This is a genomic window from Paenibacillus allorhizosphaerae (assembly GCF_042659105.1).
Lineage (GTDB): Bacteria > Bacillota > Bacilli > Paenibacillales > NBRC-103111 > Paenibacillus_G > Paenibacillus_G allorhizosphaerae.
Window position 1 is genome coordinate 530,879 of the sequence record NZ_JBHSRV010000002.1, and the last position, 24,665, is coordinate 555,543.

Annotated in this window: 22 protein-coding genes and 1 pseudogene; 19 read left to right on the plus strand and 4 right to left on the minus strand. The window is 54.7% G+C overall.

Annotated elements, in window-relative coordinates; translation table 11 throughout:
- The first annotated feature begins 60 nt into the window (after positions 1-60).
- A complete protein-coding gene (locus tag ACFQI7_RS10960) occupies positions 61-1,239 on the plus strand; it encodes a chromate transporter (RefSeq protein ID WP_218099225.1) in 1,179 nt (392 codons plus the stop codon).
- Here the strand turns inward: ACFQI7_RS10960 and ACFQI7_RS10965 are convergent.
- The gene (locus ACFQI7_RS10965; RefSeq protein ID WP_218099224.1) at positions 1,236-1,427 is read right to left on the minus strand and encodes a hypothetical protein; all 192 of its coding nucleotides are present in this window, start codon (positions 1,425-1,427) and stop codon (positions 1,236-1,238) included. The two genes, ACFQI7_RS10960 and ACFQI7_RS10965, sit on opposite strands and share 4 nt — an antisense overlap.
- A gap of 254 nt (positions 1,428-1,681) precedes the next feature.
- On the opposite strand from ACFQI7_RS10965, the gene ACFQI7_RS10970 reads away from it, so the two are divergent.
- From ACFQI7_RS10970 to ACFQI7_RS11035, 14 genes and pseudogenes are all read left to right on the plus strand, one after another.
- Positions 1,682-3,238 carry a DUF3889 domain-containing protein gene (locus ACFQI7_RS10970; protein ID WP_218099223.1) on the plus strand — a complete coding sequence of 519 codons (1,557 nt, stop codon included), beginning with the start codon at positions 1,682-1,684 and terminating at the stop codon, positions 3,236-3,238.
- A 184-nt stretch (positions 3,239-3,422) separates the two neighbouring features.
- A complete protein-coding gene (locus ACFQI7_RS10975) occupies positions 3,423-3,608 on the plus strand; it encodes a hypothetical protein (protein WP_218099222.1) in 186 nt (61 codons plus the stop codon).
- A 219-nt stretch (positions 3,609-3,827) separates the two neighbouring features.
- Positions 3,828-4,631: a heparin lyase I family protein gene (locus ACFQI7_RS10980; protein ID WP_218099221.1), complete on the plus strand. Its 804-nt coding sequence runs from the start codon at positions 3,828-3,830 to the stop codon at positions 4,629-4,631.
- Positions 4,632-4,683: 52 nt separating this feature from the next.
- A complete protein-coding gene (locus ACFQI7_RS10985; protein ID WP_218099220.1) occupies positions 4,684-6,147 on the plus strand; it encodes a discoidin domain-containing protein in 1,464 nt (487 codons plus the stop codon).
- A gap of 144 nt (positions 6,148-6,291) precedes the next feature.
- Positions 6,292-7,698, plus strand: a complete 1,407-nt coding sequence (locus ACFQI7_RS10990) for an extracellular solute-binding protein (protein WP_218099219.1) — start codon at positions 6,292-6,294, stop codon at positions 7,696-7,698.
- A gap of 186 nt (positions 7,699-7,884) precedes the next feature.
- A complete protein-coding gene (locus ACFQI7_RS10995) occupies positions 7,885-9,219 on the plus strand; it encodes an ABC transporter substrate-binding protein (protein WP_218099218.1) in 1,335 nt (444 codons plus the stop codon).
- 27 nt (positions 9,220-9,246) lie between these two features.
- Positions 9,247-10,299 carry an SGNH/GDSL hydrolase family protein gene (locus ACFQI7_RS11000; RefSeq protein WP_218099217.1) on the plus strand — a complete coding sequence of 351 codons (1,053 nt, stop codon included), beginning with the start codon at positions 9,247-9,249 and terminating at the stop codon, positions 10,297-10,299.
- A gap of 1 nt (position 10,300) precedes the next feature.
- Positions 10,301-12,337 carry a heparinase II/III domain-containing protein gene (locus tag ACFQI7_RS11005; protein ID WP_218099216.1) on the plus strand — a complete coding sequence of 679 codons (2,037 nt, stop codon included), beginning with the start codon at positions 10,301-10,303 and terminating at the stop codon, positions 12,335-12,337.
- 8 nt (positions 12,338-12,345) lie between these two features.
- Entirely contained in the window at positions 12,346-13,905 is a 1,560-nt protein-coding gene (locus ACFQI7_RS11010) for a right-handed parallel beta-helix repeat-containing protein (protein WP_218099215.1), read from the plus strand.
- Between the two features lie 227 nt (positions 13,906-14,132).
- Positions 14,133-16,367: a hypothetical protein gene (locus ACFQI7_RS11015; protein ID WP_218099214.1), complete on the plus strand. Its 2,235-nt coding sequence runs from the start codon at positions 14,133-14,135 to the stop codon at positions 16,365-16,367.
- Between the two features lie 155 nt (positions 16,368-16,522).
- Positions 16,523-17,122, plus strand: a complete 600-nt coding sequence (locus ACFQI7_RS11020; RefSeq protein WP_218099383.1) for a DUF2087 domain-containing protein — start codon at positions 16,523-16,525, stop codon at positions 17,120-17,122.
- A complete protein-coding gene (locus tag ACFQI7_RS11025) occupies positions 17,123-17,926 on the plus strand; it encodes an inositol monophosphatase family protein (RefSeq protein ID WP_218099213.1) in 804 nt (267 codons plus the stop codon). It abuts the gene before it with no gap.
- A 35-nt stretch (positions 17,927-17,961) separates the two neighbouring features.
- Positions 17,962-18,127 (plus strand): annotated as a pseudogene (locus ACFQI7_RS11030) (quinone oxidoreductase family protein); the annotation flags it as partial.
- A gap of 110 nt (positions 18,128-18,237) precedes the next feature.
- Positions 18,238-18,714: an NUDIX domain-containing protein gene (locus ACFQI7_RS11035; protein WP_218099212.1), complete on the plus strand. Its 477-nt coding sequence runs from the start codon at positions 18,238-18,240 to the stop codon at positions 18,712-18,714.
- 181 nt (positions 18,715-18,895) lie between these two features.
- Here the strand turns inward: ACFQI7_RS11035 and ACFQI7_RS11040 are convergent, their stop codons facing one another.
- The 3 genes from ACFQI7_RS11040 to ACFQI7_RS11050 all read right to left on the minus strand — a co-directional run bounded on the left by ACFQI7_RS11040 (position 18,896) and on the right by ACFQI7_RS11050 (position 20,542).
- Positions 18,896-19,360 carry a type II toxin-antitoxin system VapC family toxin gene (locus tag ACFQI7_RS11040; RefSeq protein ID WP_218099211.1) on the minus strand — a complete coding sequence of 155 codons (465 nt, stop codon included), beginning with the start codon at positions 19,358-19,360 and terminating at the stop codon, positions 18,896-18,898.
- Positions 19,357-19,686 carry a hypothetical protein gene (locus ACFQI7_RS11045; protein ID WP_218099210.1) on the minus strand — a complete coding sequence of 110 codons (330 nt, stop codon included), beginning with the start codon at positions 19,684-19,686 and terminating at the stop codon, positions 19,357-19,359. Before ACFQI7_RS11045 ends, ACFQI7_RS11040 begins: the two co-directional genes overlap by 4 nt.
- Positions 19,687-20,017: 331 nt before the next feature.
- Positions 20,018-20,542, minus strand: coding sequence for a hypothetical protein (locus ACFQI7_RS11050; protein WP_218099209.1), 525 nt, complete (start codon positions 20,540-20,542; stop codon positions 20,018-20,020).
- A gap of 20 nt (positions 20,543-20,562) precedes the next feature.
- On the opposite strand from ACFQI7_RS11050, the gene ACFQI7_RS11055 reads away from it, so the two are divergent.
- The 4 genes from ACFQI7_RS11055 to ACFQI7_RS11070 all read left to right on the plus strand — a co-directional run bounded on the left by ACFQI7_RS11055 (position 20,563) and on the right by ACFQI7_RS11070 (position 24,608).
- Complete coding sequence (locus tag ACFQI7_RS11055) at positions 20,563-21,261, plus strand: response regulator transcription factor (RefSeq protein ID WP_218099208.1); 699 nt, start codon at positions 20,563-20,565, stop codon at positions 21,259-21,261.
- Positions 21,258-22,739, plus strand: coding sequence for a sensor histidine kinase (locus ACFQI7_RS11060; RefSeq protein WP_329958233.1), 1,482 nt, complete (start codon positions 21,258-21,260; stop codon positions 22,737-22,739). The genes ACFQI7_RS11055 and ACFQI7_RS11060 overlap by 4 nt, the downstream gene beginning before the upstream one ends.
- Positions 22,733-23,800, plus strand: coding sequence for a rod shape-determining protein (gene mreB, locus ACFQI7_RS11065; protein ID WP_218099207.1), 1,068 nt, complete (start codon positions 22,733-22,735; stop codon positions 23,798-23,800). Before ACFQI7_RS11060 ends, mreB begins: the two co-directional genes overlap by 7 nt.
- 121 nt (positions 23,801-23,921) lie before the next feature.
- Positions 23,922-24,608, plus strand: coding sequence for an aspartate/glutamate racemase family protein (locus ACFQI7_RS11070; protein WP_218099206.1), 687 nt, complete (start codon positions 23,922-23,924; stop codon positions 24,606-24,608).
- Positions 24,609-24,665: the final 57 nt, after the last annotated feature.

Genomic DNA, 24,665 nt, shown 5'->3' on the forward strand with positions numbered 1-24,665 from the left:
GCACGCGTATGTTACGTTTGCCTATATGAAACTAGCGGATGCAAAGGACTGAATGTGTATATGCCCGTACCTGTGAAATGGAAATCGTTGTTGGAAGTGCTTAAAGTATCCGTGAGGCTTGGTTTGACTTCTTTTGGCGGGCCTGTCGCCCATTTGGGTTATTTTCATGAGGAATACGTTGTGCGGCGCCGCTGGATCGGCGAACGGGATTACGCGGATCTCGTCGCGTTGTGCCAATTTCTTCCTGGGCCGTCGAGCAGCCAGGTTGGAATCGGCATCGGGCTGCTTCGCGCAGGTTTAACGGGAGGCGTGACGGCATGGCTCGGCTTTACGCTTCCGTCCGTTATCGCGCTGGTCGTCTTTGCGTATCTGATGCAGGGTTGGGGGTTTGAAGCGGCCGGATGGATGCACGGTCTGAAGCTGGTAGCGGTCGCCATTGTGGCGCAGGCGGTATGGGGAATGGGGCAGAAGCTTGCGGCAGGACCGTCTCGTGGCGCGATCGCCATAGGGACTGCGGCGGTCGCTCTGCTGTGGCAAACGGCGCTCAGCCAAGTGCTGCTCATCGCGTTGGCCGGTCTCGTCGGCGTTTTCCTGTATAAAAGCCGCAATGACGCTCCGGTCGCTGCGGCTCCGGTTACGGTCAATAAATCGACCGCAATCGCATGCCTTGCGCTGTTCGTGCTGCTGCTTGCCTGTTTGCCGCTGGCCGTTCGGTGGGGAGCGCCCGATTGGGTTCGAATGTTCGACAGCTTTTACCGCTCCGGGTCGCTTGTCTTCGGCGGCGGACACGTTGTCTTGCCTCTGCTGGAGCGGGAGGTCGTGCCGGCCGGGTGGGTGTCGAAAGAGCAGTTTCTTGCGGGATACGGCGCCGCGCAAGCGATACCTGGGCCGCTATTTACATTCGCCGCCTATTTGGGAGCCGTCGCCGGAGGCTTGTCCGGAGCTCTTATTGCCACAGTGGCGATTTTCTTGCCGGCCTTTTTGCTCATTGTCGGTGCGCTCCCGTTTTGGAACGCCTGGAGGAGCAATCCGCGCATCCAGGGTGCTTTAATCGGCGTAAACGCGGCAGTGGTCGGTATTTTGCTTGCCGCTTTGTATCAGCCTATTTGGATTAGCGCCGTTTCGAGGCCGACCGATTTTGCACTCGTGCTGCTGATGTACGGCATGCTGACGTTATGGAAACTCCCGCCATGGGTTGTCGTGCTGGTCGGGGCTGCGGGCGGTGCGCTTGCGGGCTAAGATTTCTTTTTGCTCAGCAAGGCCGCAATCGCCCCGATCATTTCAGAGAAGATAATGATAACGGACAAGGCGGCTAAGCAATAAGGTACGATAATCGGGATCGCTCGAAGATCGGTCATGTGAACCCATCTTAAAAAGAGCGGGTACAACAGCAATATAATAATAAAAGCGGCTATTTTCCATTTCATGAGGTTCATCCCCCTACGCTTGCGGCAGCGTCGGCATACCCGAAGTTTCGCACGGGAATTTGCTGCGCCACTCCGTCATTATATCAAAAATTCGCTCCCGATTTCGAAAAATCGGCTGCGTGATCATTGGACGCTGCAAAGTCAGTGTTCGTCTCCTCCTGCCTTCTTTGGCAGGGGGATTTTTTTTCATAGTGTGAGCCTTTCGAGGAAAAAATAGCCTTGTACCATATCTTCGAAAGGAGGATTTTATCCTGATGAAACCGTTGCGGTCCGTCATTTGGGTTTTATTATGCACGATGCTTTTTTGCGGATTTGGCGCGTCGGCGGATGCCGAGCCGGAATCGCCCAAAGCGGCATTCATTCGGGAAGGCCACCTGTGGGTGAAGCAAGGCGGCGAGGAACGGCAGCTGACATCGGAAGGCCGCGCATCGAGTCCGAAATGGTCGCATGACGGAGAGTTTATCGCCTACACGGAAGGCGAAGAAGAGCAGCGGGAGCTTCGAATTTATTCGCTGCGCTCAAATAAACAGCTTTCGGTGTACCGCGGCGCAGGCTATCATTACGAGTGGGCCCCGAATCGGAACACCATTGCCTTTCAGATCGACCGGGTGTTGAATACGTCCGAGGTCGGCCCCGATGGGGCGGATGCCTTCGTCAATGTTTCGCTTGGGGTCGGCAACTTCTCCTGGCTTCCCGACGGCAGCGGCTTCCTTGTTTCGTCGGATGCGCAGCTGCTCCCGACCGGCTGGACAGGCGTGAAATTGTACAAGGTGCCGGCGGACGCGAAGCTCGACCGGAAAAAGATGAAGCTGCTTTTCTCGCTTCCCCCGGAGAGCAACGATTTCTTCGCTGTAGCGACAAGCCAGTTCAAATGGTCGCCCGACCGGAAGTGGATCGCCTTTATAGCGGAACCGACCGCTTCGTGGTCGGCGGACAGCAACACGCTTTGCCTGCTTTCTTCCGATGCGCGTGTCTTTCATACGGCGGGTCATATGCTGCGGAACGAAGAATGGTTCAAGTGGGCTCCCAAGCGAAGCGAGCTGGGCTATATCGAGGGAGAAGGGCGCGTTGCAACCCAAAACAAGCGGCTGCGGATCAAAGCGCTGCCTTCGTTTCTCCCTCAAAGCTATACGCCGAAAGGCTATGTCGACCGCGGACTTACTTGGGTGGATGACCGCACGGTTATCGTCTCCCGCTCGGTGGAAAGCGAGTGGAACAACGATCCGAAGCTGCGGCCGCTGCCGTCGCTGTACCGCATCGACACATCGGTCAAAGGCGCCGAAGGCCATGTGCAAAGCCAAGTGAAGCTGACGTCGCCTCCCGTCAATACGGGCGATTTCAGTCCACAGTATTTGCCGCGTTCCGGGCGGCTTACATGGATCCGGTCGGACCGCGAACACGGGGAAGTGTGGACGGCACGGGTGGACGGTTCGGATGCGGAGCGCTACATTTCCCGCATTGGCGGGGGCTCCGGCTATTACGAATCGTGGAGCTGGGAGTCGGTGCTCGCTTGGTACGAACCGGCCGTATCCGCACGGAGCACAGCGGCGAAAATTGCGGAGGAAACGGTCCCGCCGTATGCGAAGTGGGGACGGCTGGCCATGCAGGAAACGGCCAATCGGTATAAAGAAGCACGCATCCAGGATTATCGATACATCGGACGAAGTAAACCGGGTGCGGGTATAACGGAAGAGCAGTTCAAGCTATGGCTTGTGCAGAACGGCCGCGAATTCGGCGTTAACGTCCACATCCGCTTCGAAACGTCTACGGAGAAAGTGATTTCCATCAGATTTCGCGAATCGGCGCATTAAGCGCTCCGATCCGGACGACTGTGTCATAAGCGCAATGCGCCGCTTGTGATACAGTCTCGCCCGGACGGAGGCAAAGCCGAGAAGGCTGCTTGCGAAGCACTAGTAGCGCGTCTCATGCCTGAAACTCGCGTATGTCTACGAACGTTATGGTAGAGACAGCTTGCGAAGACGGGAGGAGAACGGCATGCGTTTCGTTACGAAAACAAGACTCGACTACTTGCAATCGTTGATTCAATCGATGGGCGACGGGGAGAAACAGCGTGAGGCACTGCATCTTCTTGAATCGATTACGAGAGATATCGAGGAAAATTACGCGGAGATTCAGCGGCCGATCAGGCTGGACAAACCAAGTTTCGACAAACGTAGATAACAAAGAAAAACATGTTTTATATGGATATAAATACATTAATTTCCACAAAAAACTGGTGAGGATTCGGCATATCGGAAACACGGGGAATGCGATAATCTATTTTTGTAAGCGCTTTAACCTGCTTGTACCATTTCATATCCGGGAGGTGCTGGTTGCTTCTGCCAGAGGCGAGACGGAAACAATGAACGGCTGCAAGAACTTAGTAAAGGAGGATGTATCATGAAGAAAACCCGGAAAACTGCTATCGGTTTATCGCTGTTAACTACGATTCTGTTAGGTACGGTAACGGTGTTCGCCGGAACGGTTACTATCAGCTCCGACGGCCCGGATACTGGAAAGTCGGCGCTGCAAATTTTCCAGCAATATCTCGGCACCGATCCCGTCGACGGACCGACGGACGCAAGTCACTTGTATGAGTCCACTTCCAGCTATGTCGGCAACGTGTTTGTGTTCAAAGCCGGCAACGCTTCCGACACCGCGGTGATCGACGGCTCCAACACCGACAGGCAGCGTGTGGAAATGAAAGCCTACAACAGCTCGCCAAGCAATGTCAAAGCGTTCCAAGGAGAGACAGTTACTTACAATTGGAAGTTTCGGCCGATGACTCCGTATCCGATGCCGCCGTCCGGCAACTTCCACCACATTTTCCAAATCAAAGCGTCCGGCGGAGACGACGGAGCTCCGATTTTAACGTTTTCTCTTGATAACGGCTACTTGAAATTCCGCCACAATCCGATTGGAGCGGATACGAGCCAAGTCGTTACGCTGGCGCAAACGGCGTTCTCCAATGTGGAAGGCCAGTGGGTGGAAGCGACGGTCACCGTGCAGAATACGGACAGCGGCACCATTACGATGAGCTTGAAGAAGCTGGACGGCACGACGCTGATGTCTTACAGCGGGAACAAAGACAACTGGCGGCAAGATGCCGATTTCAATCGTCCGAAATGGGGCATTTACCGCAAAATATATTCCGGACTGACCGAGGCTAAAATGCAATTTGCCGATTTTCATATTACCAAATAAGATCGGGAATCGATGATTCGCCCATTTATGTTCCAAATGAGGGAGGATGCCCATGATAAGAAAAGGATCGTTCGCCTTAGCTTTTATGCTGCTGTTATGTTTCATTGCCATGCCATTGTTTTACGGCGCACCGGCCGTGTATGCAGCAACGAAGACGGTTCCGGCCGGCGACCTGGAGACATTGCGCAATTATCTTGCCGGTGCCCAACCCGGCGACATTATTGAAGTATCGGGGACTTTTACGGTGTCCGACGGAACGATCGCAACAGGCGTTAGCGGGACAGCAGGCAATTATATTACGATCCGCGGCACAGGCAGCGGCGCGACGTTCAACTTTACCGCATCCGCAGGAAATGCCGCCTTTCATGTCAAACACAATTATTACAAGCTTGAAAATCTCACGATCAATTCCAATTCGCAATCGAACAAAGGGCTGCTCATCGAGGCGTCTCACGGCAATGTTACGAACGTAACGGTCAAAAACACGCTGGCCGAAGGGTTCAAAATCCGAAAAAACAGCCAATATTGGCTGATTAGCGACAGTACGGCGCAAAACACCGGTCAAAGCGGCAAGTTCGGCGAAGGCTTCTATGTCGGCGACGCTGACCAGAACTGGACGACCGCTCCGAATCCGGATCAAAGCGGCTACATCACGTTCCTTCGCTGCAGTGCCATTCAAACGAAAAACGACGGGTTCGACTTTAAAGAGGGTACGCATCACATTAAAGTCGTAAGCAGTACGATCGATTTTCAAAACACGGTTCCGGAATCGACCGTAGGCAACAACGGATTGTTCATGCGTGCGAACAATGTCCAGGTCATCAATACGGCCGTTAAGAACAATGCGGGGACCGGTCAAGCGTTCCGCACAAGCAAAATAACGGCATCCGACGGAATATCGTACGGAAGCAATCTGGAGCTCAAGGGCGTTTCCGCCGTCAACTTGGCCGGAGCCATGATCTATACGAATTACACTTCGAACAAATTGTTTACCGATTACACGATGACCGGCGTCTCCGGCGGTTTGTACGCGTCGGGCTCCAATACGGCCACTTCCTCCAGCCCTTCTTCCTTTACGGAAATGACGTGGAGCGGCGAAGGCGGAGCCGTGTACGGCACGGGAACAGCGGTCAATTTGGCGCTTAACAAATCGGCCGCCGCATCCACGGAGTGGAGCGCTACATACGCCGCTGCGAAGGCGGTGGACGGATCGACAGGCACCAGATGGGCATCGGCGTCGGGAACGAGCAGCGGGCAATGGCTTAGAATCGACTTCGGTTCGAACCAAACCTACGGCAAAGTGTTGATCAAGGAAACGTCATTCGCCAATATTACATCGTTCAAGCTCCAGTCTTCGAGCGACGGAACGAACTTTACCGATATTACGAGCGGCACGACCATCGGCGCGTCCAAAACCATTACGTTCTCGCCGGTAACATCCAGGTACATCCGCCTGTATGTCAATTCCGCCTCCGATGAAGCGAATGTGGACGAATTCGAAGTGTATTCCAGTTAATCGGTAAATAAAGGACCGACGGGGCGATTCCGCCTGACGTTCGGTCCTTTATTATGAATTCGATGTCTTGTGGAGTCGGCTTGTTTCCGATATGCTTATGATTACAGAAAGTATGACCTGAATGCGAGGTGCGATGTTTTCCGTATGCAAAAGAAACGGGGCCGCAAACATTTTCGCGAGCGGCTGGACGAAATGATACATACGCTTAAAGAAGACATTATATCCGGCAAGCTTGCGATCGATACGTACTTGCCGTCCGAAAGCGACCTGGAAAGTCGGTTTCAGCTCAGCAACAGCTCGGTCCGCAAAGGACTGGAAGTTCTCGTTCAAGAAGGTTTGATCGTGAAAATTCCCCGCGTCGGCAATCGGGTGACGAGCCCGGCGCCCGAGCAAGTAACGACCATCCGGTTCGGTTACCAGAACAATGCAGGCAACCAGATCGGAATGGACGAGCTGCTGAAGCAATTCCACAAGCAGTACCCGCATGTGCAGGTGCAGCCGCTCGAGCTGCCGACGAGCCGCTACGGCCACGCGATCATGGAGTACATGGAAGCGGAAATGCTTGATGTTGTCATGATCAACAATAATAACTTTGAAGATTTTGTGGAAAACGACAGCACGTCATTGCTCGAACCGCTCCCCGTATCGGACGAATATTACCCGTTTCTGACGGAGCCTTTTCAGTCGGGCAGAGAGACGCTCATTCAGCCGTTTATTTTTTCGCCGGTCATTCTATGCTATAACCGCGACCACTTTCGGGAGATGAAAGTGCCTGAGCCGGACAGCAGCTGGACATGGATGGAATTGTTCCGTCAGGCAAGCAAGCTGGCCGTCAAAAACGAGCGGTTCGGATTTTATTTTCACCTGCCGTCAAGAAACCGTTGGCCGGTATTTATGCTGCAAAGCGGCGCGTCATTCACCCCCGATGCAGACGGGAAATACGTGATGTGCGGTACGAAGCTCGTCAACGGATTGGAAATGTGCAGGGAGCTGATCACGCAGACGGATATTTTTCCGATGGTGCTGTCGGAGAGCAATGCCGACGTGGAGGCGCTTTTTTTGGAAGGAAAAGTGTCGGTCATTATGACGACGTATTTTTTTCTCAACGAGCTGAAGAAGGCGAAGCCGTCGTTCGATGTGGCGCCGCTGCCCGGATTTATCAATGCCAATACGCTGCTCGTGATCAGCGGACTGGCCGTGAACAGCAAGTCGCGGCATAAGGAAGCGGCGCGGCTGCTTGTGCAGTTTCTGGCCTCCTACGAAACGCAGCTGCATATTCGCCGCACGACGCTCAATATTCCGGCGCATCGCCTCGTGTCCGAATGGCAGGGAGAGGAGCAAATATACCGCCCGTCCCGCTTCTTCATGTACCGCGAAATTATTCCGACGTTCCGGCTCATCCAGGATCTCGGGCTGCAAAACCGGCAGTTGAAAGAGATCCAACGCGAAGTGCTGCTTTATATTTCCGGGTTTCTGGAGAGCGAAACGCTTTGCAAAAACGTGGAAGCCGTGCTGAACGGGCTAAAACCGGTTCACCCGGTCCACAGTTAGACAAGAGTCAAACCATCGGACGATAGGATTGGACAACCGCCTATCGTCTTTTTTTATCCTCTACACATATCACTAACTCGTTACTGACTCGTAAAATGCATAAATACATATTGACTGCGTTTCCAAACGTGGGTTATATTTATTTACGAGTTAGATACGAGTCAATAAAGAGGGGATGGATTTGCAATGAGATTCAATAAATGGTCTGCCGCCGTATCGGTTCTTATGATCGCGTCATCGCTTGCCGCATGCAGCGGCAACGGAAATTCGCCCGGCAGCAAACCGGGAAACACTTCGGCTCAAGGAGGCGACGCGGCGAAAAAAATAAGCGAAACGCCGGCCGAGCTTACGTTCTATGTAACGGTCAACGGCTGGACGGAACAGCAGTTCATGGAAACGTACGGCAGCATGATCAAGAAAAAGTTCCCCAATTATACGCTCAAGTTTATTCCGCAGGAAGGTCCGCAAACGCTTCCAAGCATCATTACCGCAGGACAGGACGTCGATATTATGATCAGCTCGATCGGGCTGACCTCCAACTTCCTGCTCGCTTACGATATGCAGTACGACATCTCCGAACTGATCAAGAAATATAATTACGATTTGGCGAGGCTTGAGCCGTCGACCATAGAGATTCAGAAGCAGCTCGCCGGCGGAGGAATTTACGGATTGCCCGTCAATACGACATCGGCCGCGCTGTTCTACAACAAAAGCTTGTTCGATAAATTCGGCGTGCCGTATCCGAAAGAAGGCATGACGTGGGATGAAGTATACGAGCTGGCGAAGCAGCTTACCCGCTCCGACGGCGGGCAGCAGTACAAAGGCTTGACGATGTCGGTACAGCATCTGATGCTGCTCAATCAGCTGTCCGCGCCTCACCTTGACGACAAGACGTACAAGGCGCTGTTCACGTCCGATGCATTCAAGCAGGCGTTCGATAATTTGGCCCGCTTTTATAAAATATCCGGCAACGGTCTTGTCAACAACAAATACAGCCAGGCCAGCCAGCTTGATCCTTTTTACAAAGAACAAAATGTCGCCATGTATGCATCGCTGAGCACGACGGCCAATACGTTGAAAGATACGATGAACTGGGATATGGTACAGCTGCCTGTGTTTAAAGACAAACCGGGCGTCGGCCCGCAGTCGTACCCGAACTACTTCTATATTTCCAAAGGCAGCAAAAATAAAGATGCGGCGTTCCAGGTGCTTACCTACATTACGTCGGATGAGTTCCAGGAATTTAACGTGAAGAGCGGCAATTCATCCATCTTGAAGGACGGCAGCAAATTGGCTTCAAGCTTCGGAGCCAACCAGCCGTATTTGAAAGGGAAAAACATTAAATCGTATCTTCCCGCCAAATTCGCGGCGCCGACGGTAAAGACGAAATATCAAGCGATCGCGGATAAAGAAATGCTCGCCGCTCTCGTCGACGTAGCCGGAGGCAAAGACCTGAACACATCGCTGCGCGAAGCGGCGGAACGAGCGGACAAAGCGATTGCCGCAGAGCAGAAAAAATAAAATAGGCGGATCGGCGGAGGGAAAACCATGATTGTCAAAAATGTGCTATTTCATAATGTGTGTGAGCTGGAGCAGCGAGAGCATCTGCCGGGACTTCGGCTGCAGCGCTTCCCGAAAGAGGTGCGCGACGGACTCGGGGATAAAGGTAGGACGAAGGCGGTACAATCCAACAACTGCGAAATGCGCTTCGTGACGGACGCCAGGACAGTCAGGGTAACGCTGTCATCCGTAGAATCCGGCGGCAAAATCGGGGTCTTCAAAGGCGACTTCTTCCATTCGGCGCATCAGCTTCAGGCTGGTGTGATGCAAACCTTCTCACTGGAAGAGCCGGAACGGTTTGCCGAAGTCGTTCCCGACCGTCTGAATAACCGGGCGTTCGGTTCGAACGTATGGCGTATCTTCTTCGAACGGTTCGGCGCCGTCTTCCATGATATCGATGCGTTCGGTCACGAAGTCCGGCCGCCGGAAGCTTCGGAGCTGCCGAAGCTGAGGTTTGTCGCTTACGGCTCTTCGATTACGCAGGGCGTGGGTGCTGTCAGCCATTATAACTGCTATGTGCAGCAAGCCGCCCGCAGACTGGAAGCCGATGTGTTGAATTTGGGACTTAGCGGTTCCTGCCTTTGCGAGAAAGCGGCGGCCGATCATATCGCTTCGCGGGGCGACTGGGATTTCGCTTTTCTCGAAATCGGAGTCAATATGCGCTCGGTATTTACCGTCGAGGAATTTGAGAGCCGTGCTTCTTATCTGCTTGACCGGGTTATTGAGCGCAATCCCGACAAGCCGGTGTTCCTGACCACGATATATCCGAACCGGGCTACGCATTTCAACGAAACGAAGCATGCGCTGACCGACCATGAAAAACGGTACAACGATGTGCTGCGAAACTACGCGGCGGCCAAAGCGCACCCGCAGCTTCACCTATTGGAAGGTGCGGATATATTGACTGATTTTACGGCGCTGACCAGCGATTTGATCCATCCTTCCGATTACGGGCATATGCTTATGGGAGAGCGTTTGGCCGAGATGATGCGGCCTGTAGCCGAGCAGCTCAGAGAACAACGCAAACAGGGGGAGCTATAGGATGAACATTCAACAAAAAACGGCCTGTTATTCATGGGCGCAGGAGAGCTTGCGACGGCTTCAGGCCGCGCTAGAGCCGTTACTGTCGGAAGAGACGCATATCCCGGAGGAACCGGGAGGCTGGTGGCATCAATACGTATGCCCGGAGCATCATACGGAGCTGGTCTTTGACGAAAGGGAGAGCGACGCGACGCGCTACCGCTGCCCGAAAGGCTGCACGCTGACGGGCGAGCCCTATCGCGGCGCATGGCTCGTCGTAAAGCATCAGTCGCTGGTGCGGCTGGCGCTGCAAGCGGCGGCGGTATATGCAGGCACCGGTGAGACCAGGTATGCGGCGTGGAGCGCGAGCGTGCTGCATCGCTATGCGCTGCAGTATCCGCGCTTTCCGGTTCATCCGGACGCCGAGCCGTGGATGTTGAAGGGGCGGGCGTTCCACCAGGCGCTGACGGAGGCGATTTGGGCGACGACGTTCATTCGCGCCTATTTGCTGCTTGCGGATCACGGGTATGCTCCGGAAAAGGGAGACGCAGCGTTTCAGACGTTCTTCAAACTGCTGGGAGACAACATGCGCAGCGCCCGGCAGGTGCTCGTCGTCGACCGGAAAAGTCCGGAAAGCAATTACACTGCGTGGCTCAACGCGGCGCTTGCCAGCGTGTACGCGGCGACAGGCGACCGCGAGCGCATGGCCGAGCTTGTCCAAGACGGCGAAGCCGGTTATATTCGTCACCTGACCATCGGTGTCAAGCCGGATCAATTGGAGTATGAGGGAACCCTTTATTACCATATTTTCGTGCTGCGGGCGTATTGGATTACCGCCGAGATGGCTTTGCGGCAAGGCATTGATCTGGCCGGGCTGCACGGGGCTCAGGGACAGTCGCTGCGCGGCATGCTGGATGCGGCTGCTCTGCTTGCGGACGACAGCGGTTTTTTGCCGGCGCTGCACGACGGGCCTTACCGTCGGGGGCCATACGCCCGGGAAATCGTGGAAGTATATGAGGCAGGCATGAGCCGGTTCGGCAATAAGGAGTACGAACAGGTTCTGTCGGAAGCGTATCGGCAGCTAAACGGAGCGCCGGTCCGGACAGGGCTCGAGGCGCTGTTGTACGGCGAAGGCGACTGGGGCGGACCGGTCACCTCAACGGCCCGTCCGTCCGTATTGTTCAAGGAATCCGGCCTTGCTGTCGGGAGAGGGCGGGGCAGTCTGTCGTTCTGCACGGATTTCGGTTCTCATGGCGGCTCGCATGGACATTACGACAAGCTGCATATATCGCTTGAATGCGACGGCGTCCAGATTGCGCCGGATATGGGCATGGTGCCTTACGGCTCCGCGATGCGCAAGGAGTGGTATGCGGCGACGGCCAGCCATAACACCGTCCTGATCGGCGGCTTGTCACAGCGTGCCCACGAAGGGGAGTGCGTCCGGTTCGAAGAAGCGGAAGGCCGAACCTACTGCCAGCTTCGTACGACCGGGGCTTACGATGGCTGCGAGATGGAGCGCCATTTGCTGCTGACGGACGGACTGCTGTTCGACTGGTTTCAAGTGAAGCTGACGGAAGCGAATACGATCGATTGGTGGATGCACAGCCGTCATCTCGATCCGCAAGAAGGCGGGTCGTGGACTGCGGAGGAGGGATCTTTTAGCGATAGCGGTCCGTACGCCTATGTCAATAGGAAATCCGTGTTCTCGGGGGAAACGGGAGAACTGTGCCATACGCTGATGCGCGGCGAACCGGGAGGTGCGGTCGCCATGTCGACGCTGTTATTTCCGGCTTCGCAGCTGCGGCTGACCTGCGTCCCGGGGACTGCAGAAGATCCGTCGATTCCGTATGCCGGATTGCTCCATCGGCAAACGGGAGACCGAGCCGATTTCATCACGGTTTATCGCGCCGGCTCTCAGCATGCCGATTTGATCTGGCTCGGGAGCGACGCAGCGGGCAAGCAGGCGGTTCAAGTGAACGCTGGAGACGTTTCATGGGTATACACGCTCCATTCCGCGGCGGACGGCGGTGCCTTGTCCGTAAATTTCATGCCGAGGTGAATTCCTTGATGAGATTTCATATGCTGTTGACCGCCTCCTTCTTGTTTATCGCAAGCGGCTGCCAAACCGCTGCTCCCGCGAATCCGCTCCCTGCGCCTGTTCAAGGGGCGCAACAAGCCGGCCAGTCCGCCGAGGCGCCGGGCTTGGCAGCGGCCAAGAAAGAGGAGCCGTCGAAACCGGCCATGCCGATGTCGTCGGTTAAGGCTGGCCTTGTGAACCCGGACGGGACGGAGCATAAGCTGCCCGATCCGAATCCGGTCAAAGGCAAGACGCTGAACGTCGTCGATTTCGGCGCCGATCCGGCGGATGACGGGAAGGACGACCGCCCTGCGGTTGCGCGTGCGCTGCAAGCGGCTCGCCCGGGAGATGAAGTGTATTTTCCCAAAGGCGTGTATGCGCTGAAAAGCGTCGATTCAGTCAATCGCGCCGCCCATTTGATCATGAAAAACGGGGTGAATTTGCGCGGGCAAAGCCGGGACGAGGTTGTACTTGACTCGGACTTCGACAACCGTGCGCAGCCGGGGGGCGCAAGCCTGCTCACCCACAGCAATTCTGCCGTCATCGATATGACGGGCCGCAGTGGCATCGTGATATCCGATCTAACGATCAGCTCGTCCTGGGAGGGCACGTTTCCAACGGACCACAAGAAGAACAGCGAACTACGGGGAGGCCCGAAAGCAGGCATTTACATCGACAAATCTGGTTCGGGGCCGGCGCCGTCCAATATTTGGATCAAGCGGGTGGCGGTCGAGAAATTCGAGCGAACTGGCGTCCGCATCAGCAAGGCGCATGACGTGGTCGTGGATGACTGCATCTTCCGCAAAGCGACGGATATGGGCGGCGGCGGCGCCGGCTACGGCGTAACGTTCATCGGCACGCCGAAATTCGGGGCCAAAGGGCCGGCAGAAGACGCAAGCTATAACGTAGTGCAAAACAGCAAGTTCGACGGCAGCGTCTCGCTGCGCCACGGCGCGCTGCTCGGCTATGCGGCCCATCATAATACGGTGCGCAACAACACGTTCGACCGTACCCGGCTCGATTCCATCGATTTGCACGGCGACGGGGAGTCGTATAACGAAATATACGGCAACCATGTGTACGGCACGCAAAAAGGCGCAGGCATCGGCGCGGGCAACACCGGCGGAACGCCGCCGAACAATCACAGCGCTGCCGGTCCGTATAACCATATTCACCATAATGTGATTCGCAATTCGATGGACGGGATCGTCGTGATCATGGGCACGCCCAACACGCTCATCGAGCATAACGAGATTGAATCGGTGTCCGGGCAGCCGGATGCAGCCCCGATGCGCAGCGGGATTACAATGAAGCACGCCATCGGAACGATTGTGCGGGATAACGTCATTCGCAACGAGACGATAGAAAAGTCTGTCGGCATATGGCTTGCCCACGATAACGGCGACCCGAGCAATAACGGGCTTGGCGCCGGCGATCCGCAAGACACCAAAGTTACCGGAAATACGCTGGTCGGTCATGCGGAGGCGATCAAGCAGGATGCAGGAACCGGTACGGTCATCGAGAACAACACGGTCAGCAATAGGCCATAGGATCATCTTAAAGATGCAGGAGAACACGAAGTGTGTTTTTCCTGCATTTTTGCATTGGATCTTTTTTACAAATTTGTGTTGTGCTATGGCGCGTACGCGATAAAATGTTTATATACGTTCTATGCTCGGGTGGAACAATTCGGCATCGGACTTCGTTACATCAGTACTGAGCCTCAATCCTTTGCATTGATGTCATTTGGTTCCGGAAAGGATGATTTCCCATAGCTATGAAGAAACGACTTGCATGTTCAATAGCATTAGCCGCTTCGCTTTGTGCAACAGCCGAATACCCGGTAGCTGCACAGGCAATCGCCGCCGAGGCGCAGTCGGCTGCACCTTCCGATAATGCCGTCTCCGCTCTGAGGCCGTCCGGCGAGATGACGCTCATCGGCAGCGAGCAGTTGTATGATCGCCCCAGCGACGATGCTGGAACCGGCTTGTACTTGTCTCCGCAAACGATCGCGCCGCTTGGCTTTTCCGCCGATACGGGTTTTTTTCTTGTCTCCACGTGGGTCGGCGACAAATGGATTCGCCCGAGGGAAGGTGTGCTGGATAACGTCGAACCGGTGGAGACGGAACTTGTACCTGATGCTCCGGTGTACTTGTTCGATGCCCCGCTCATCGGTCTCAATTCCGGGAAGACGCTATCCGGTCCCCTGCACGTTATCGGAAAGTGGCGTTCCTGGTACCATATCCGCACGCATACAGGCGACAAATGGATTAATCCCGCCTATGCATTACCCGAGCGGCTCCGGCCGCCTGAAGAACCAATAACGCTCGATACCAAAGCGACCTTGTACAAATATCCGTTTGGGCTTTCCGGCGAAGTCGGCGTAATCGATCCGCAAACCATACTGCCCGTTGAGCGGGGAGACGAATGGCACCATCTACAGGGGGACTTCGGGGATGGTTGGGTTTATATCCATCAAGACGACAAAGACCGGCAGCCTAACGGCAGCGAGCATGTGTCTATCAGCCAAAGCAAGGCGATCGAGCTTGCACGGCAGCGCCTCGGGTTTACCGAAGAGTATGCCTTGGAAGGCGTCCATCTGTTGAGGACGGATGTCAGCTCTAAGCGATGGAGCGTCATTTTTTACAAGAAACAAGACGGTACGGTAGTCGGGTCTGGCGATATTACTTTAAGCGCGGGCGACGGGACGGTTGACTGGTTTACCAAACGGGATACGGTCATCGTACCCGGACTTTCGGAACTCGCGAACGATCCGGCAGCGCTGAAACAACGGATGGAGCGCTTGATCGCGGACCATTCGCCCGCTTCGGACGCCGAGTGGATGCTGGATCAGACGCCGGCCAATCCATTACAAAATCGGTGGAACAGGCTGGATGGCTCCTCAGCTTCCTTCCGTTACATCCGGACGGTGAACGGACTGCCCTTCCCTGATAATTACTTTCAGGTAACCGTCCATCCAAACCGCGATGAAATTTCCTATGATTTGCTCTGGAGCGACAACAAGCGTTTCAACGGAATAGAACAGGAACAAAGGATGACGCAGGAAGAAGCCGAACTTGCTTTTGCAGATGCTTTTTTAGCCAAGACCATCTATAGGACACCGCCGGTTTCCCGCGATCAAATGTCACCTGTACACGCCATTGTCCCCCGTTTGTACGATACATTGGATGCGATGGACGGCCATTGGATTGACAGCTCCGGTACGATGGAGGTCCGCGGTCCGGTTACATGGAAACCGCTAGCTGAGATGCCGGGTGAGAACTTGAATTTATCGCTCGAACAAGCGGTCGAAGCCGCACGTGCAAAGCTCGGGCTGCCGGCAGACGTCGCCGTGGAAAATGCCAGGGAAGGCAGCAGGTCATGGCTGTTCCAGGTGAAAGTTCCTCCCCAAGCCGAAGACAGGGCCGCTTCTTACTTCGTTGAAGTCAGTACCGTGTCCGGGGACATCGTGCAATGCACGACCGATAACAGCGGCTCGTTCTCCTGGATCACCGTGCCCTCGATCAGCGAAGCTCAGGCGGAAATGTCGGCGGAAGAAACACTCAGGCATCTGCTGCCTTCCTATACGCATCAGTTATACCGGGTCCGATCGGAGCTTCGACTTACGGACGGCATTACGGTCTCGAATCCGGAGTATTTGTTTACGTATCAGCGCCGCATCGACGGCATTTGGGGAGACCGGCAGCAGGTGACCGTATCGATCAGTCCCGTAACGGGGAAATGGATGAGACTTGATAATCAATTGATGCCTGCCGCCTACCCGCAGAGCAGACCATCGCTCATCTCCAAGGAGGAGGTGCGGAAGCTGATGCTCGGCCGTTACCGCGTTGAAGCTTATTACGCCAGCGACAGCGTACTGCTGACGAACCCGTCCGCTTCCATTCGCTACCGCCTCGTCCCGACGACAGAGTCGGCTTATAAGTCCGTGCTGGATGCGCATACGGGCGAGTGGCTCGACTTTTATACGCTGGAGCCGGAGCAGTCCCATTAATGCGAAACTTGATATGGGAATGTCACAACAGGGGGGCCTTGATGATTCGGAGGCAGCCCTTTGAATCCATTGACATTTCATTTTGTTTCAAATAGTATCTAATTAGATGACGTTCGAATTATGATTTATTGCGAAGGAGGATCAACGGCTCCATGATTCAACTCGATAAAATCGTCCAATACCACAAGGCAATGGCAGACCCGACCCGAATCCGGATGCTTATTTTGCTGTCCCACGGAGAGTTAAGCGGTCAAGAGCTGGCGGATCGTTTGAAGCTTTCCCCGGCTACCGTCACCCACCATGCGATGAAACTGAGGGAAGCCGCGCTGCTGCATGAGCGTAGGGACAAGAACACGATTTATTTCAAGTTAAACCGCTATTTTCTCGAGCAAAACGCGAAAGCGTCGGTTGCATTTTTATTCGAGCAGCATCCGGAGGAAAAGGAGGAACACGCCGTGGAGAACGAGAAATTAAAGGCGTCGGTGCTGAAAAACTTTTTTACCAAGGATGGCCGTTTGAAGCATCTTCCGGCGCAGTACAAGAAGAAGCTGATCGTGCTGGAACGGATCGTTTCCGAACTGGAGCAAGGGAAAAAGTACGCCGAAGCGGAACTGAACGAATTCATCAAAAAGTTTCACGACGACTTTGCAACGATTCGTCGTGAATGGATTATGCATCACTTCATGTTTCGGGAACAGGAAGTATACGAGCTGAACCCCGAATCGATGTGGACCAAGTGGGAGGATGTAAGGTAAATGCAATCTTTGTTGAGCAGGGCAAGAGAAGTCGCAGTGGAAGCGGCCACGATCGCGGGGCAGTTGGCGAAACAATATTTTGACAAAGAGAAAGAAATTATGTCCAAAGGCGATGACGGTGACCTGCTTACCGAAGTTGATCTGCTTGCGGAACGGGAAATATTGAGCAGGATTGCGGCGAGTTTCCCGGACCATCAAATCCGCAGCGAAGAGACCGGCTGGTCCGGCGTGGAAGGGGACTGGCTCTGGCTGGTCGACCCGCTCGACGGAACGAATAATTATGCCATCGGACTTCCCGTTTACGGCGTGTCCATCACGTTGCTTTACCGGAAAGACCCTGTACTCGGCGTCATTTACGATTCCCACTTGGGTCATGTATACATTGCGGAGAAAGGACAAGGCGCGCTAATGAACAGCCGATCGCTGATCGCGCGTCCCGGCGCCGGCGCAGCGAAGATGACGGTAGGATGGATTCAAGGACACAAGGTGCAAAAAGACGAGCGCGCGATGCGGCTCAAGCATGAACTGGACGTAAAGTGTAAGCGTGTGCTGCGGATATGGGCGCCGGCGCTGCTGTGGTGCATGCTGTCCCGAGGCGATCTTGACGGCATCGTCTTGTACAATTCGGAAGGCGATGATCTGTACGCGGGTATTTTGATGGCGAAGGAAGCGGGAGCGGCCGTTGTTGATTTTGACGGGAACCCGTTCGAAGGGATGAATCCGGAGCCGTATATTATCGCCTGCCACCCGGATCGGCTGGAGCAAATGCTGGAGATGGTGCGAGCGGCATTGCAAAGGCAATAATGCCCATTTGAATCAGACGTTGGGAGGAACCTGTTATGAAAGCCATTCTCGTTGCACAATTCGGCGGTCCGGAAACGATGGCGTACAGCGACGTTGACATACCCCCGCATTGGCGCCGGGCAGGTGCTCATTCGGGTCGAAACGACGAGCGTCAATTTTACCGATATCAAATCGGTATGGGAAAAAAGATCAAGGGAAGCCGGGAGAGAGAAAGGTCTAAGCCGACGCCGATCGCCGCATCTTCGTGTGTAATACAACCACCTCCCGATCACCCATATTATGGTATAATCGCTGCAGGGAGGCGAGAATCGATGAACTATCATATTCGGGTAAGAGCTTGCGCGCTCATCATAGAAAACGATGCCGTGCTGCTCATTGAATTCAAGGACGAGAACGGCATCCATTACAATTTGCCGGCCGGCGGGGCCGAACCGGGAGAGTCGGTCACGGAGGCGGTGATCCGCGAAGCGAAAGAAGAAGCTTCCGTCGATATCGAAGTCGGACCGATTGCCCTCGTCTATGAATATGCGCCGCATTTTAACCATGGAGAGTACGGCGATACACACAGCCTGAGCCTTATGTTCGACTGCCGCATCAAGGAAGGGTCGCGTCCGCGGATGCCTTCAAGGCCCGATGAGAATCAGTGCGGCGTGAAGTGGGTTCCGCTGCGGCAGCTGCACGAGATCGTGTTGTATCCGAACATTGCGAGTCAAATACTGGCTTACGCGGCGAACCGCTCGCGGACGCTGGAGCTTATCGAGGAGCACCGGCTGGAGCGGGTTCGCTGACCGACGACACAATAAGTAAAGCTTCTAATCGAAGCCGTTCGATGAAGATACATACGTGTTTTAGCGGAAGCTCTTGAAAGATCAGAATTGTTCAGCTCCGCTGAAAACTTATAAATTCTGCTCTTATAACAAAACCGGTCGTTCCGTATAAGGAACCGCCGGTTTTTTCGCTTGCGTTTGTTTACCATACGCTCGGGATGACTTTGATTTCCCGGTCGAGTTTGGACAAAAAGGCGTAATTCGGATTGAATGTAAAAATGCGCTTCATCTGGTACGTCAGCATCACGACCGCGATCAACGCCTCGGTGAGCGAGAATTGGTAGTTCGGGAATTCGAGGATGAGCCGCTTCGCTTCCTGTTCCAGTTCGGGCCGTCCGGAAATGACGGTAAGCACGCCTTTCTGCACCGCTTTGTCCATCGTATTGAGGAAAAACTGCGCATCCGCATAATCAAAATGATTGCGCAGCCATTGATGCGTGTCGAACAAAACGTTGTTGGTCGTGACGAGCTGTCTGTCCATATCGTCCAGATCGAAGAATAACGATCTTGCTTTCAAATAATACGGATCCTCCGGGTTCATAAACGCGGTCAGAGCCGATTGCTCCAAAAAGATAGCTTGCGGGTAATTCACGTGATCGTCGCTCATAGGCCGGATTCCTCCCCCCGAAACTTTTCATTGCGTTTGACAAGCGCATCCAGTTGCAGCAGCGGATTTTTCTCTTTCTGCTCCATCGTCGCCTGCACCATCAATTCATGGGATCTTCCCGCAAAATACTGCTCAAGAATATAATGGACTACCGCAGATACGGTCGTTTGCTCCGCTTCGGCCATCTGCTTGCATTTGTCATAAATGTCGTTTTCCAGCTCCAAATTCTCCAACTCGTATGTCGGCTCGCCGGAAGAAATCAGCTGCGATGCGGCGGATTTCCATCTTCTCAGCTGGCCTTGCATAAATTGCTTGGAATTGCTCACGGACGTCACACCCTTCAAAAAAACATGGTTCGGCGCCCGCATGTCGTGGAGACGCCTTCCTAAATCATTCGACACAAAGCATGATTTTGGTAGGGTTTTTTGTCGTTTGCTGGACGATTCATGAAATGATCATATTTTTTTAACCTTTCGGTTACGGAATACCCACAGGATGATCATCATTTTAGGGTAGATTGGTTGTGTAAGATCATAACCGAACCATAACGGAGAGGAGAATGAATATGTCCATGAAAAAATGGTACACAGGAATGATGTTATCGGGGGTGTTGGTTGCCGGATTGCTCGCAGGTTGCTCCAGCGGAGAAGGGGGGATTCAGGACGCTCCTGCCGGTACGACACCGAAGGACAGCGGCAGCAAAGCTCCATCTTCATCGGATACGACTTCGCCGGGCGGTTCGACCTCTGGATCAAGCAGCGGCACAAGCGGCGGTACAGGAGCCGGCGCAGGCTCGTCCTCAACGGGCAGCGGCAGCACTTCCGGTTCATCGTCCAGTTCCAGCAGCCCGGGCGGGTCAAGCTCGACTACGCCGGGTGCTTCAAGCTCCAGCAGCCCTGGCTCGTCAAGCACAAGCAAGCCTTCTGCGGGTTCTGACAGCACAGGCTCTTCCAGCTCCAGCAGTACGGGGGCCGGCGCGGATAGCGGTTCGACCAAGGCGCCATCATCATCGGCGGGTGGAGGAACCACCGGGGCAGGCAGTACGACCAGTCCAAGCACAACGAAGTAACGAATATACGGGGAAGCCGCTTTCTTTTTCCGGCTTGGAAAAAGGAAATGGCTTCCTTTTTCGTGTTTCCCCCCGCAAACTTGAGGGTAATGGAGAAGACTATAGTACTCCATTTGCTAAAGGAGCGGTATCGATGAACCCTTGGAAAGTGCTCGTGGCCGACGATGATCCGAACGTACGGGAGATCATCCGGCTATATTTCGAAAAGCAGCATATTCAAATGATCGAAGCCCAGGACGGTGAAGAAGCGCTGGAGCTGGTGGAGAAAGAATCGCCGGATATTATTATTCTCGACGTCATGATGCCGAATATGGACGGTTACGAAGCGTGCCGGGAAATATTGAAGCGATTCGATATTCCGATTATTATGCTAACGGCCAAAGGCGACGAGTTCGATCGTGTGCTTGGTCTCGAACTCGGAGCGGATGATTACGTCACGAAGCCGTTCAGCCCGCGAGAGCTCGTCGCCCGGATTAAGGCGATCTTCCGCCGAATGCAGAAAGGGCGAAGCGGGAGCGACCAGGAAACGCAGCAAATTTACGAGTTTGACGGACTGACGATTATTCCGGATCGGCGCGAAGTGCTCGCCGGGGAGGAAAAAATCATTTTGCGCCCCAAAGAGTTCGACCTGCTGACGCACATGGCGAAGTCTCCCGGGACGGTCTACACAAGAGAACAACTGCTGGAGCAAGTATGGGGCTACGATTTTATCGGCGATATCCGCACCGTCGACGTTCATGTGAAGAAGGTGCGCGAGAAGCTGAACCCGCTCGGGAACGACTGCATCCACACCGTGTGGGGGGTCGGGTACAAGTTCGAGGTACAGCAATGATTTTCGGTACGCATCGGAGCATTTTTCGCCGTCTGCTGTTCAGTTATATGATCACGGTGCTTCTCGGACTTTGTTTCGCCGGGCTTCTGATGTCGTATTGGACGAAAGATTACATCGTGCATTCGAAGCAGGAGGAGCTGCTGCGCAAAGCAAAGCGTATCAATCTTTCCATTCAAAACGTTGCGCCCGGCGGAGAAGGCTTGAAGGAACTGCTGCTGTTTTACGACCAGTCGTTCGATAACCGGATCTGGATTTTTGACCGACAAGGCAAAATCGTCGCGACGTCAAGCAAGGACGAGGTGTCCGTAGGGAAATCCGTCGATGCGTCGATCGTTCGCAAAGTGACCCAGGGCGACGATGCGGTGCTCAATTTGCAGTTCGAGGGGCTGAAGGAGTCGATGCTGTCCGTCGTTGTGCCTTGGGGGAAAGATAACCAGGTATACGGCGGCATCGTGCTGCATGCCCCGGTCATCGGGATGAATGAAACGATCAACAACATTCGCGAGACGATTCTTTGGGTCACACTGTTCGGGCTCGTCTTCTCCGTGGCGATCGCTTCGTACTTATCATGGTCGATCTCCAGGCCCTTGCGGCAAATCGACCGGGCGGCGAGCCGAATCGGCATGGGCGACTACGGAGAGCGCATCGACATCCCGTCGAAGGACGAGATCGGCGATCTTGCCGCGACAATCAATCAGATGGCGGGGAAGCTGGAGCGGATCGACCTGGAGAAGCGCAAGCTGGAGCAAATTCGGCAGCATTTTTTGGCCAACATTTCCCATGAATTGCGCACGCCGCTTACCGCCATGCAGGGCTTTCTCGAAGCGCTGCAGGACGACTTGATCGACGATGCGGCCAAGCCTCGTTACTACGACATTATTTATAAAGAAACGCTGCATATGAGCAGACTGGTCGACGATATTATGGATTTGATCAAGCTTGAGAACGACGAAATTGCGCTGCATTCAAGTCCTGTCAACGTCAGTCGGCTCATTCATCACGTCGCTTTTACGCTGCAGCCGGAAGCGGCGGACAAGCACACCAAGATTGAATTGCATGTGGATGAGTCGCTGCCGTATGCATATGCGGACCCGGACCGGCTTGAGCAAATCGTTAGAAATTTGGTAAAGAACGCCGTGAAGTTTACGGAAAACGGCTTGATTACGATTAAAGCGTGGAGCAGCGCAGACAAGCTGCATTTCTCCGTATCCGATACGGGAATCGGCATCTCCGAGGAAGATAAGGAATTGATCTGGGAGCGGTTCTTCAAGGTAGACCGCGGGCGCTCGAAGAAAAACTCCGGCACCGGTTTAGGACTGGCAATTGTCCGGGAACTGGTGGAGCTGCATCAAGGGGATATCACGGTGGAAAGCGAGTTCGGGAAAGGAACGAGCTTCGAGGTAAGGCTTCCGCTGCTGCATGGTACGACGTCCGCATCCGGCGATTACAACAATGAAGGAGGCAACAAAACATGTTAAAACGATGGGATGCGTTGTACGGCATCGATTTGGGCACATCCAATACGGTGATATGTCAGCAAGGAAAAGGCATTGTACTGAGAGAGCCGTCCGTTGTGGCCGTTCGTCTAGATACCGGCGAGATTAAAGCCGTCGGGGAAGAGGCGCAGGCGATGATCGGGCGAACGCCGGGAAATATCGATGTCATCTATCCGCTCAAAGACGGCGTCATTGCGAATTTCGATGTGACGTCGGCAATGCTGCAATATTTTATTAAAAAAATTCAGGGGCGAACGCCGTGGTTCCGGAGTTCGCAGGTGTACATTTCCGTTCCTTGCGGGATTACGAATGTGCAAAAGCGCGCGGTAGAAGATACGGTTGTGCACAAAGGGGCGAAGAAGGCGATAGCGGTCGAAGAGCCGCTGGCCGCGGCGCTCGGAGCCGGTTTGCCCGTGGATGAGCCGGTCGGCTCGCTCGTGCTGGACATCGGCGGAGGAACGAGCCAGGTGGCGGTGCTGTCGCTGGGCGGTATCGTCGTCAGCCATACCGTACGTCGCGCAGGGATGTCTATCGACAAGGATATCGCCGACTACGTGAAGCGCGCCTATAACCTCGCGATCGGCGAACGGACGGCCGAAGAAATCAAGAAGCGGATCGGCACGGCGGTTGAGCCGGACCGCAACGCGCCGTCCATCGATGTTAAGGGCAGAGACTTGATCACCGGCTTGCCGCGTTCCGTCACGATTTCGTCGGCGGAAATATTCGGCCTGCTGGACGATTTTTTGTGGATCATCGTCGAGGCGATCCGTTCTACGCTCGAGCAGTGCCCGCCGGAGCTGGCCGGCGACGTAGTGGAGCACGGCATTCTGCTTTGCGGCGGCGGGGCGATGCTCCGCGGACTGGACGACCGCATCCGCTTGGAAACCGGCGTCCCCGTTCACCTTGCAGAGCATCCGCTGGATTGCACGGCACTCGGAGCGGGGCAAATGCTGGATTACCGCGCCGGACAGTCGCAGCGCGATCGGTTCCCGTACGGCGGGTCGTCGCCTACCGGCTCGGATTCGGTGGAAGCGGCGCAATAGTTTCGCCGCTTGCGGCGGCCAGATCCATTCATGCGGCGTTCCTGTTCGTAGCGGTATTGCATTGCAGCCTCCGGTAAACATATGATAGAGAGATCGCTGTACCCGAATGGAGCTGATCGTTATGAACAAAAGGAAGCAAATGCGCATAGGATGCCTGCACGCGCACCATTCCAATATTCGTTACGTGGAGGAGGCGCTAACGTCCGAAGGAACGGAGCTATTGCACTTTGTCGATCCCGGACTGATCCACCGACTGACCGGACGCGAGGCCGGGATGGCGGAGGCGGCCGCCAAAGTGAAGGAACAGCTTGCCTGGATCGAAGGCAGCGGCGTGGAAGCGATCATCATTACCTGTACGAATTATATCGCCTTGCTCGATGCGTCCCCGGATCCGGCGGAACATAACCGGAGCTCCATACCTGTTATTCCGATCGATGAACCATGGTTTGACGATTTGCTGGACAACAGCCGAGAAGCGGTGCTGGCGTTTACGAATCCCGCGACGGTGGAAGGAACGATGGAACGGCTGCGAAAGCATGCGGCCGCCAAAGGCGCAGAGCTGAATGCGGTGGCGGCGGTGGCGGATCATTGTTTCCAGCTGTTGCTGCAGGGCCGTGCAGAGGCATATGATGAGAAGGTGGAATCTTTTCTTCAAGAATTGATCCGAAGCCGATCGGAGAAAGTCGTCGTGACGCAGCTTTCGATGACGGAGGCCGCGCGGCGGGTGGAACGATCGCTCGGCGTCGAGCTGATCCAGCCGGTAAGCGCGCTGCAGCGCAGGTTCAAGCATATTTTCGTAAGTTCATAGAGAAGATATGAAAAAGGACATATATCGAAGGAGACTCGTTCCCGGGCTGAGGAGACC

What these genes read in the sequence shown, in the direction of transcription:
- ACFQI7_RS10965 (WP_218099224.1), bottom strand. Translation starts at nt 1,427, where the DNA reads ATGAAATGGAAAATAGCCGCTTTTATTATTATATTGCTGTTGTACCCG.
- ACFQI7_RS11050 (WP_218099209.1), bottom strand. Translation starts at nt 20,542, where the DNA reads ATGGAGTACTATAGTCTTCTCCATTACCCTCAAGTTTGCGGGGGGAAA.
- ACFQI7_RS11040 (WP_218099211.1), bottom strand. Translation starts at nt 19,360, where the DNA reads ATGAGCGACGATCACGTGAATTACCCGCAAGCTATCTTTTTGGAGCAA.
- ACFQI7_RS11000 (WP_218099217.1), top strand. Translation starts at nt 9,247, where the DNA reads ATGATTGTCAAAAATGTGCTATTTCATAATGTGTGTGAGCTGGAGCAG.
- ACFQI7_RS10995 (WP_218099218.1), top strand. Translation starts at nt 7,885, where the DNA reads ATGAGATTCAATAAATGGTCTGCCGCCGTATCGGTTCTTATGATCGCG.
- ACFQI7_RS11060 (WP_329958233.1), top strand. Translation starts at nt 21,258, where the DNA reads ATGATTTTCGGTACGCATCGGAGCATTTTTCGCCGTCTGCTGTTCAGT.
- ACFQI7_RS11010 (WP_218099215.1), top strand. Translation starts at nt 12,346, where the DNA reads ATGAGATTTCATATGCTGTTGACCGCCTCCTTCTTGTTTATCGCAAGC.
- mreB (WP_218099207.1), top strand. Translation starts at nt 22,733, where the DNA reads ATGTTAAAACGATGGGATGCGTTGTACGGCATCGATTTGGGCACATCC.
- ACFQI7_RS11035 (WP_218099212.1), top strand. Translation starts at nt 18,238, where the DNA reads ATGAACTATCATATTCGGGTAAGAGCTTGCGCGCTCATCATAGAAAAC.
- ACFQI7_RS11070 (WP_218099206.1), top strand. Translation starts at nt 23,922, where the DNA reads ATGAACAAAAGGAAGCAAATGCGCATAGGATGCCTGCACGCGCACCAT.
- ACFQI7_RS11025 (WP_218099213.1), top strand. Translation starts at nt 17,123, where the DNA reads ATGCAATCTTTGTTGAGCAGGGCAAGAGAAGTCGCAGTGGAAGCGGCC.
- ACFQI7_RS10985 (WP_218099220.1), top strand. Translation starts at nt 4,684, where the DNA reads ATGATAAGAAAAGGATCGTTCGCCTTAGCTTTTATGCTGCTGTTATGT.
- ACFQI7_RS10960 (WP_218099225.1), top strand. Translation starts at nt 61, where the DNA reads ATGCCCGTACCTGTGAAATGGAAATCGTTGTTGGAAGTGCTTAAAGTA.
- ACFQI7_RS11055 (WP_218099208.1), top strand. Translation starts at nt 20,563, where the DNA reads ATGAACCCTTGGAAAGTGCTCGTGGCCGACGATGATCCGAACGTACGG.
- ACFQI7_RS11005 (WP_218099216.1), top strand. Translation starts at nt 10,301, where the DNA reads ATGAACATTCAACAAAAAACGGCCTGTTATTCATGGGCGCAGGAGAGC.
- ACFQI7_RS11015 (WP_218099214.1), top strand. Translation starts at nt 14,133, where the DNA reads ATGAAGAAACGACTTGCATGTTCAATAGCATTAGCCGCTTCGCTTTGT.
- ACFQI7_RS10990 (WP_218099219.1), top strand. Translation starts at nt 6,292, where the DNA reads ATGCAAAAGAAACGGGGCCGCAAACATTTTCGCGAGCGGCTGGACGAA.
- ACFQI7_RS10975 (WP_218099222.1), top strand. Translation starts at nt 3,423, where the DNA reads ATGCGTTTCGTTACGAAAACAAGACTCGACTACTTGCAATCGTTGATT.
- ACFQI7_RS10980 (WP_218099221.1), top strand. Translation starts at nt 3,828, where the DNA reads ATGAAGAAAACCCGGAAAACTGCTATCGGTTTATCGCTGTTAACTACG.
- ACFQI7_RS10970 (WP_218099223.1), top strand. Translation starts at nt 1,682, where the DNA reads ATGAAACCGTTGCGGTCCGTCATTTGGGTTTTATTATGCACGATGCTT.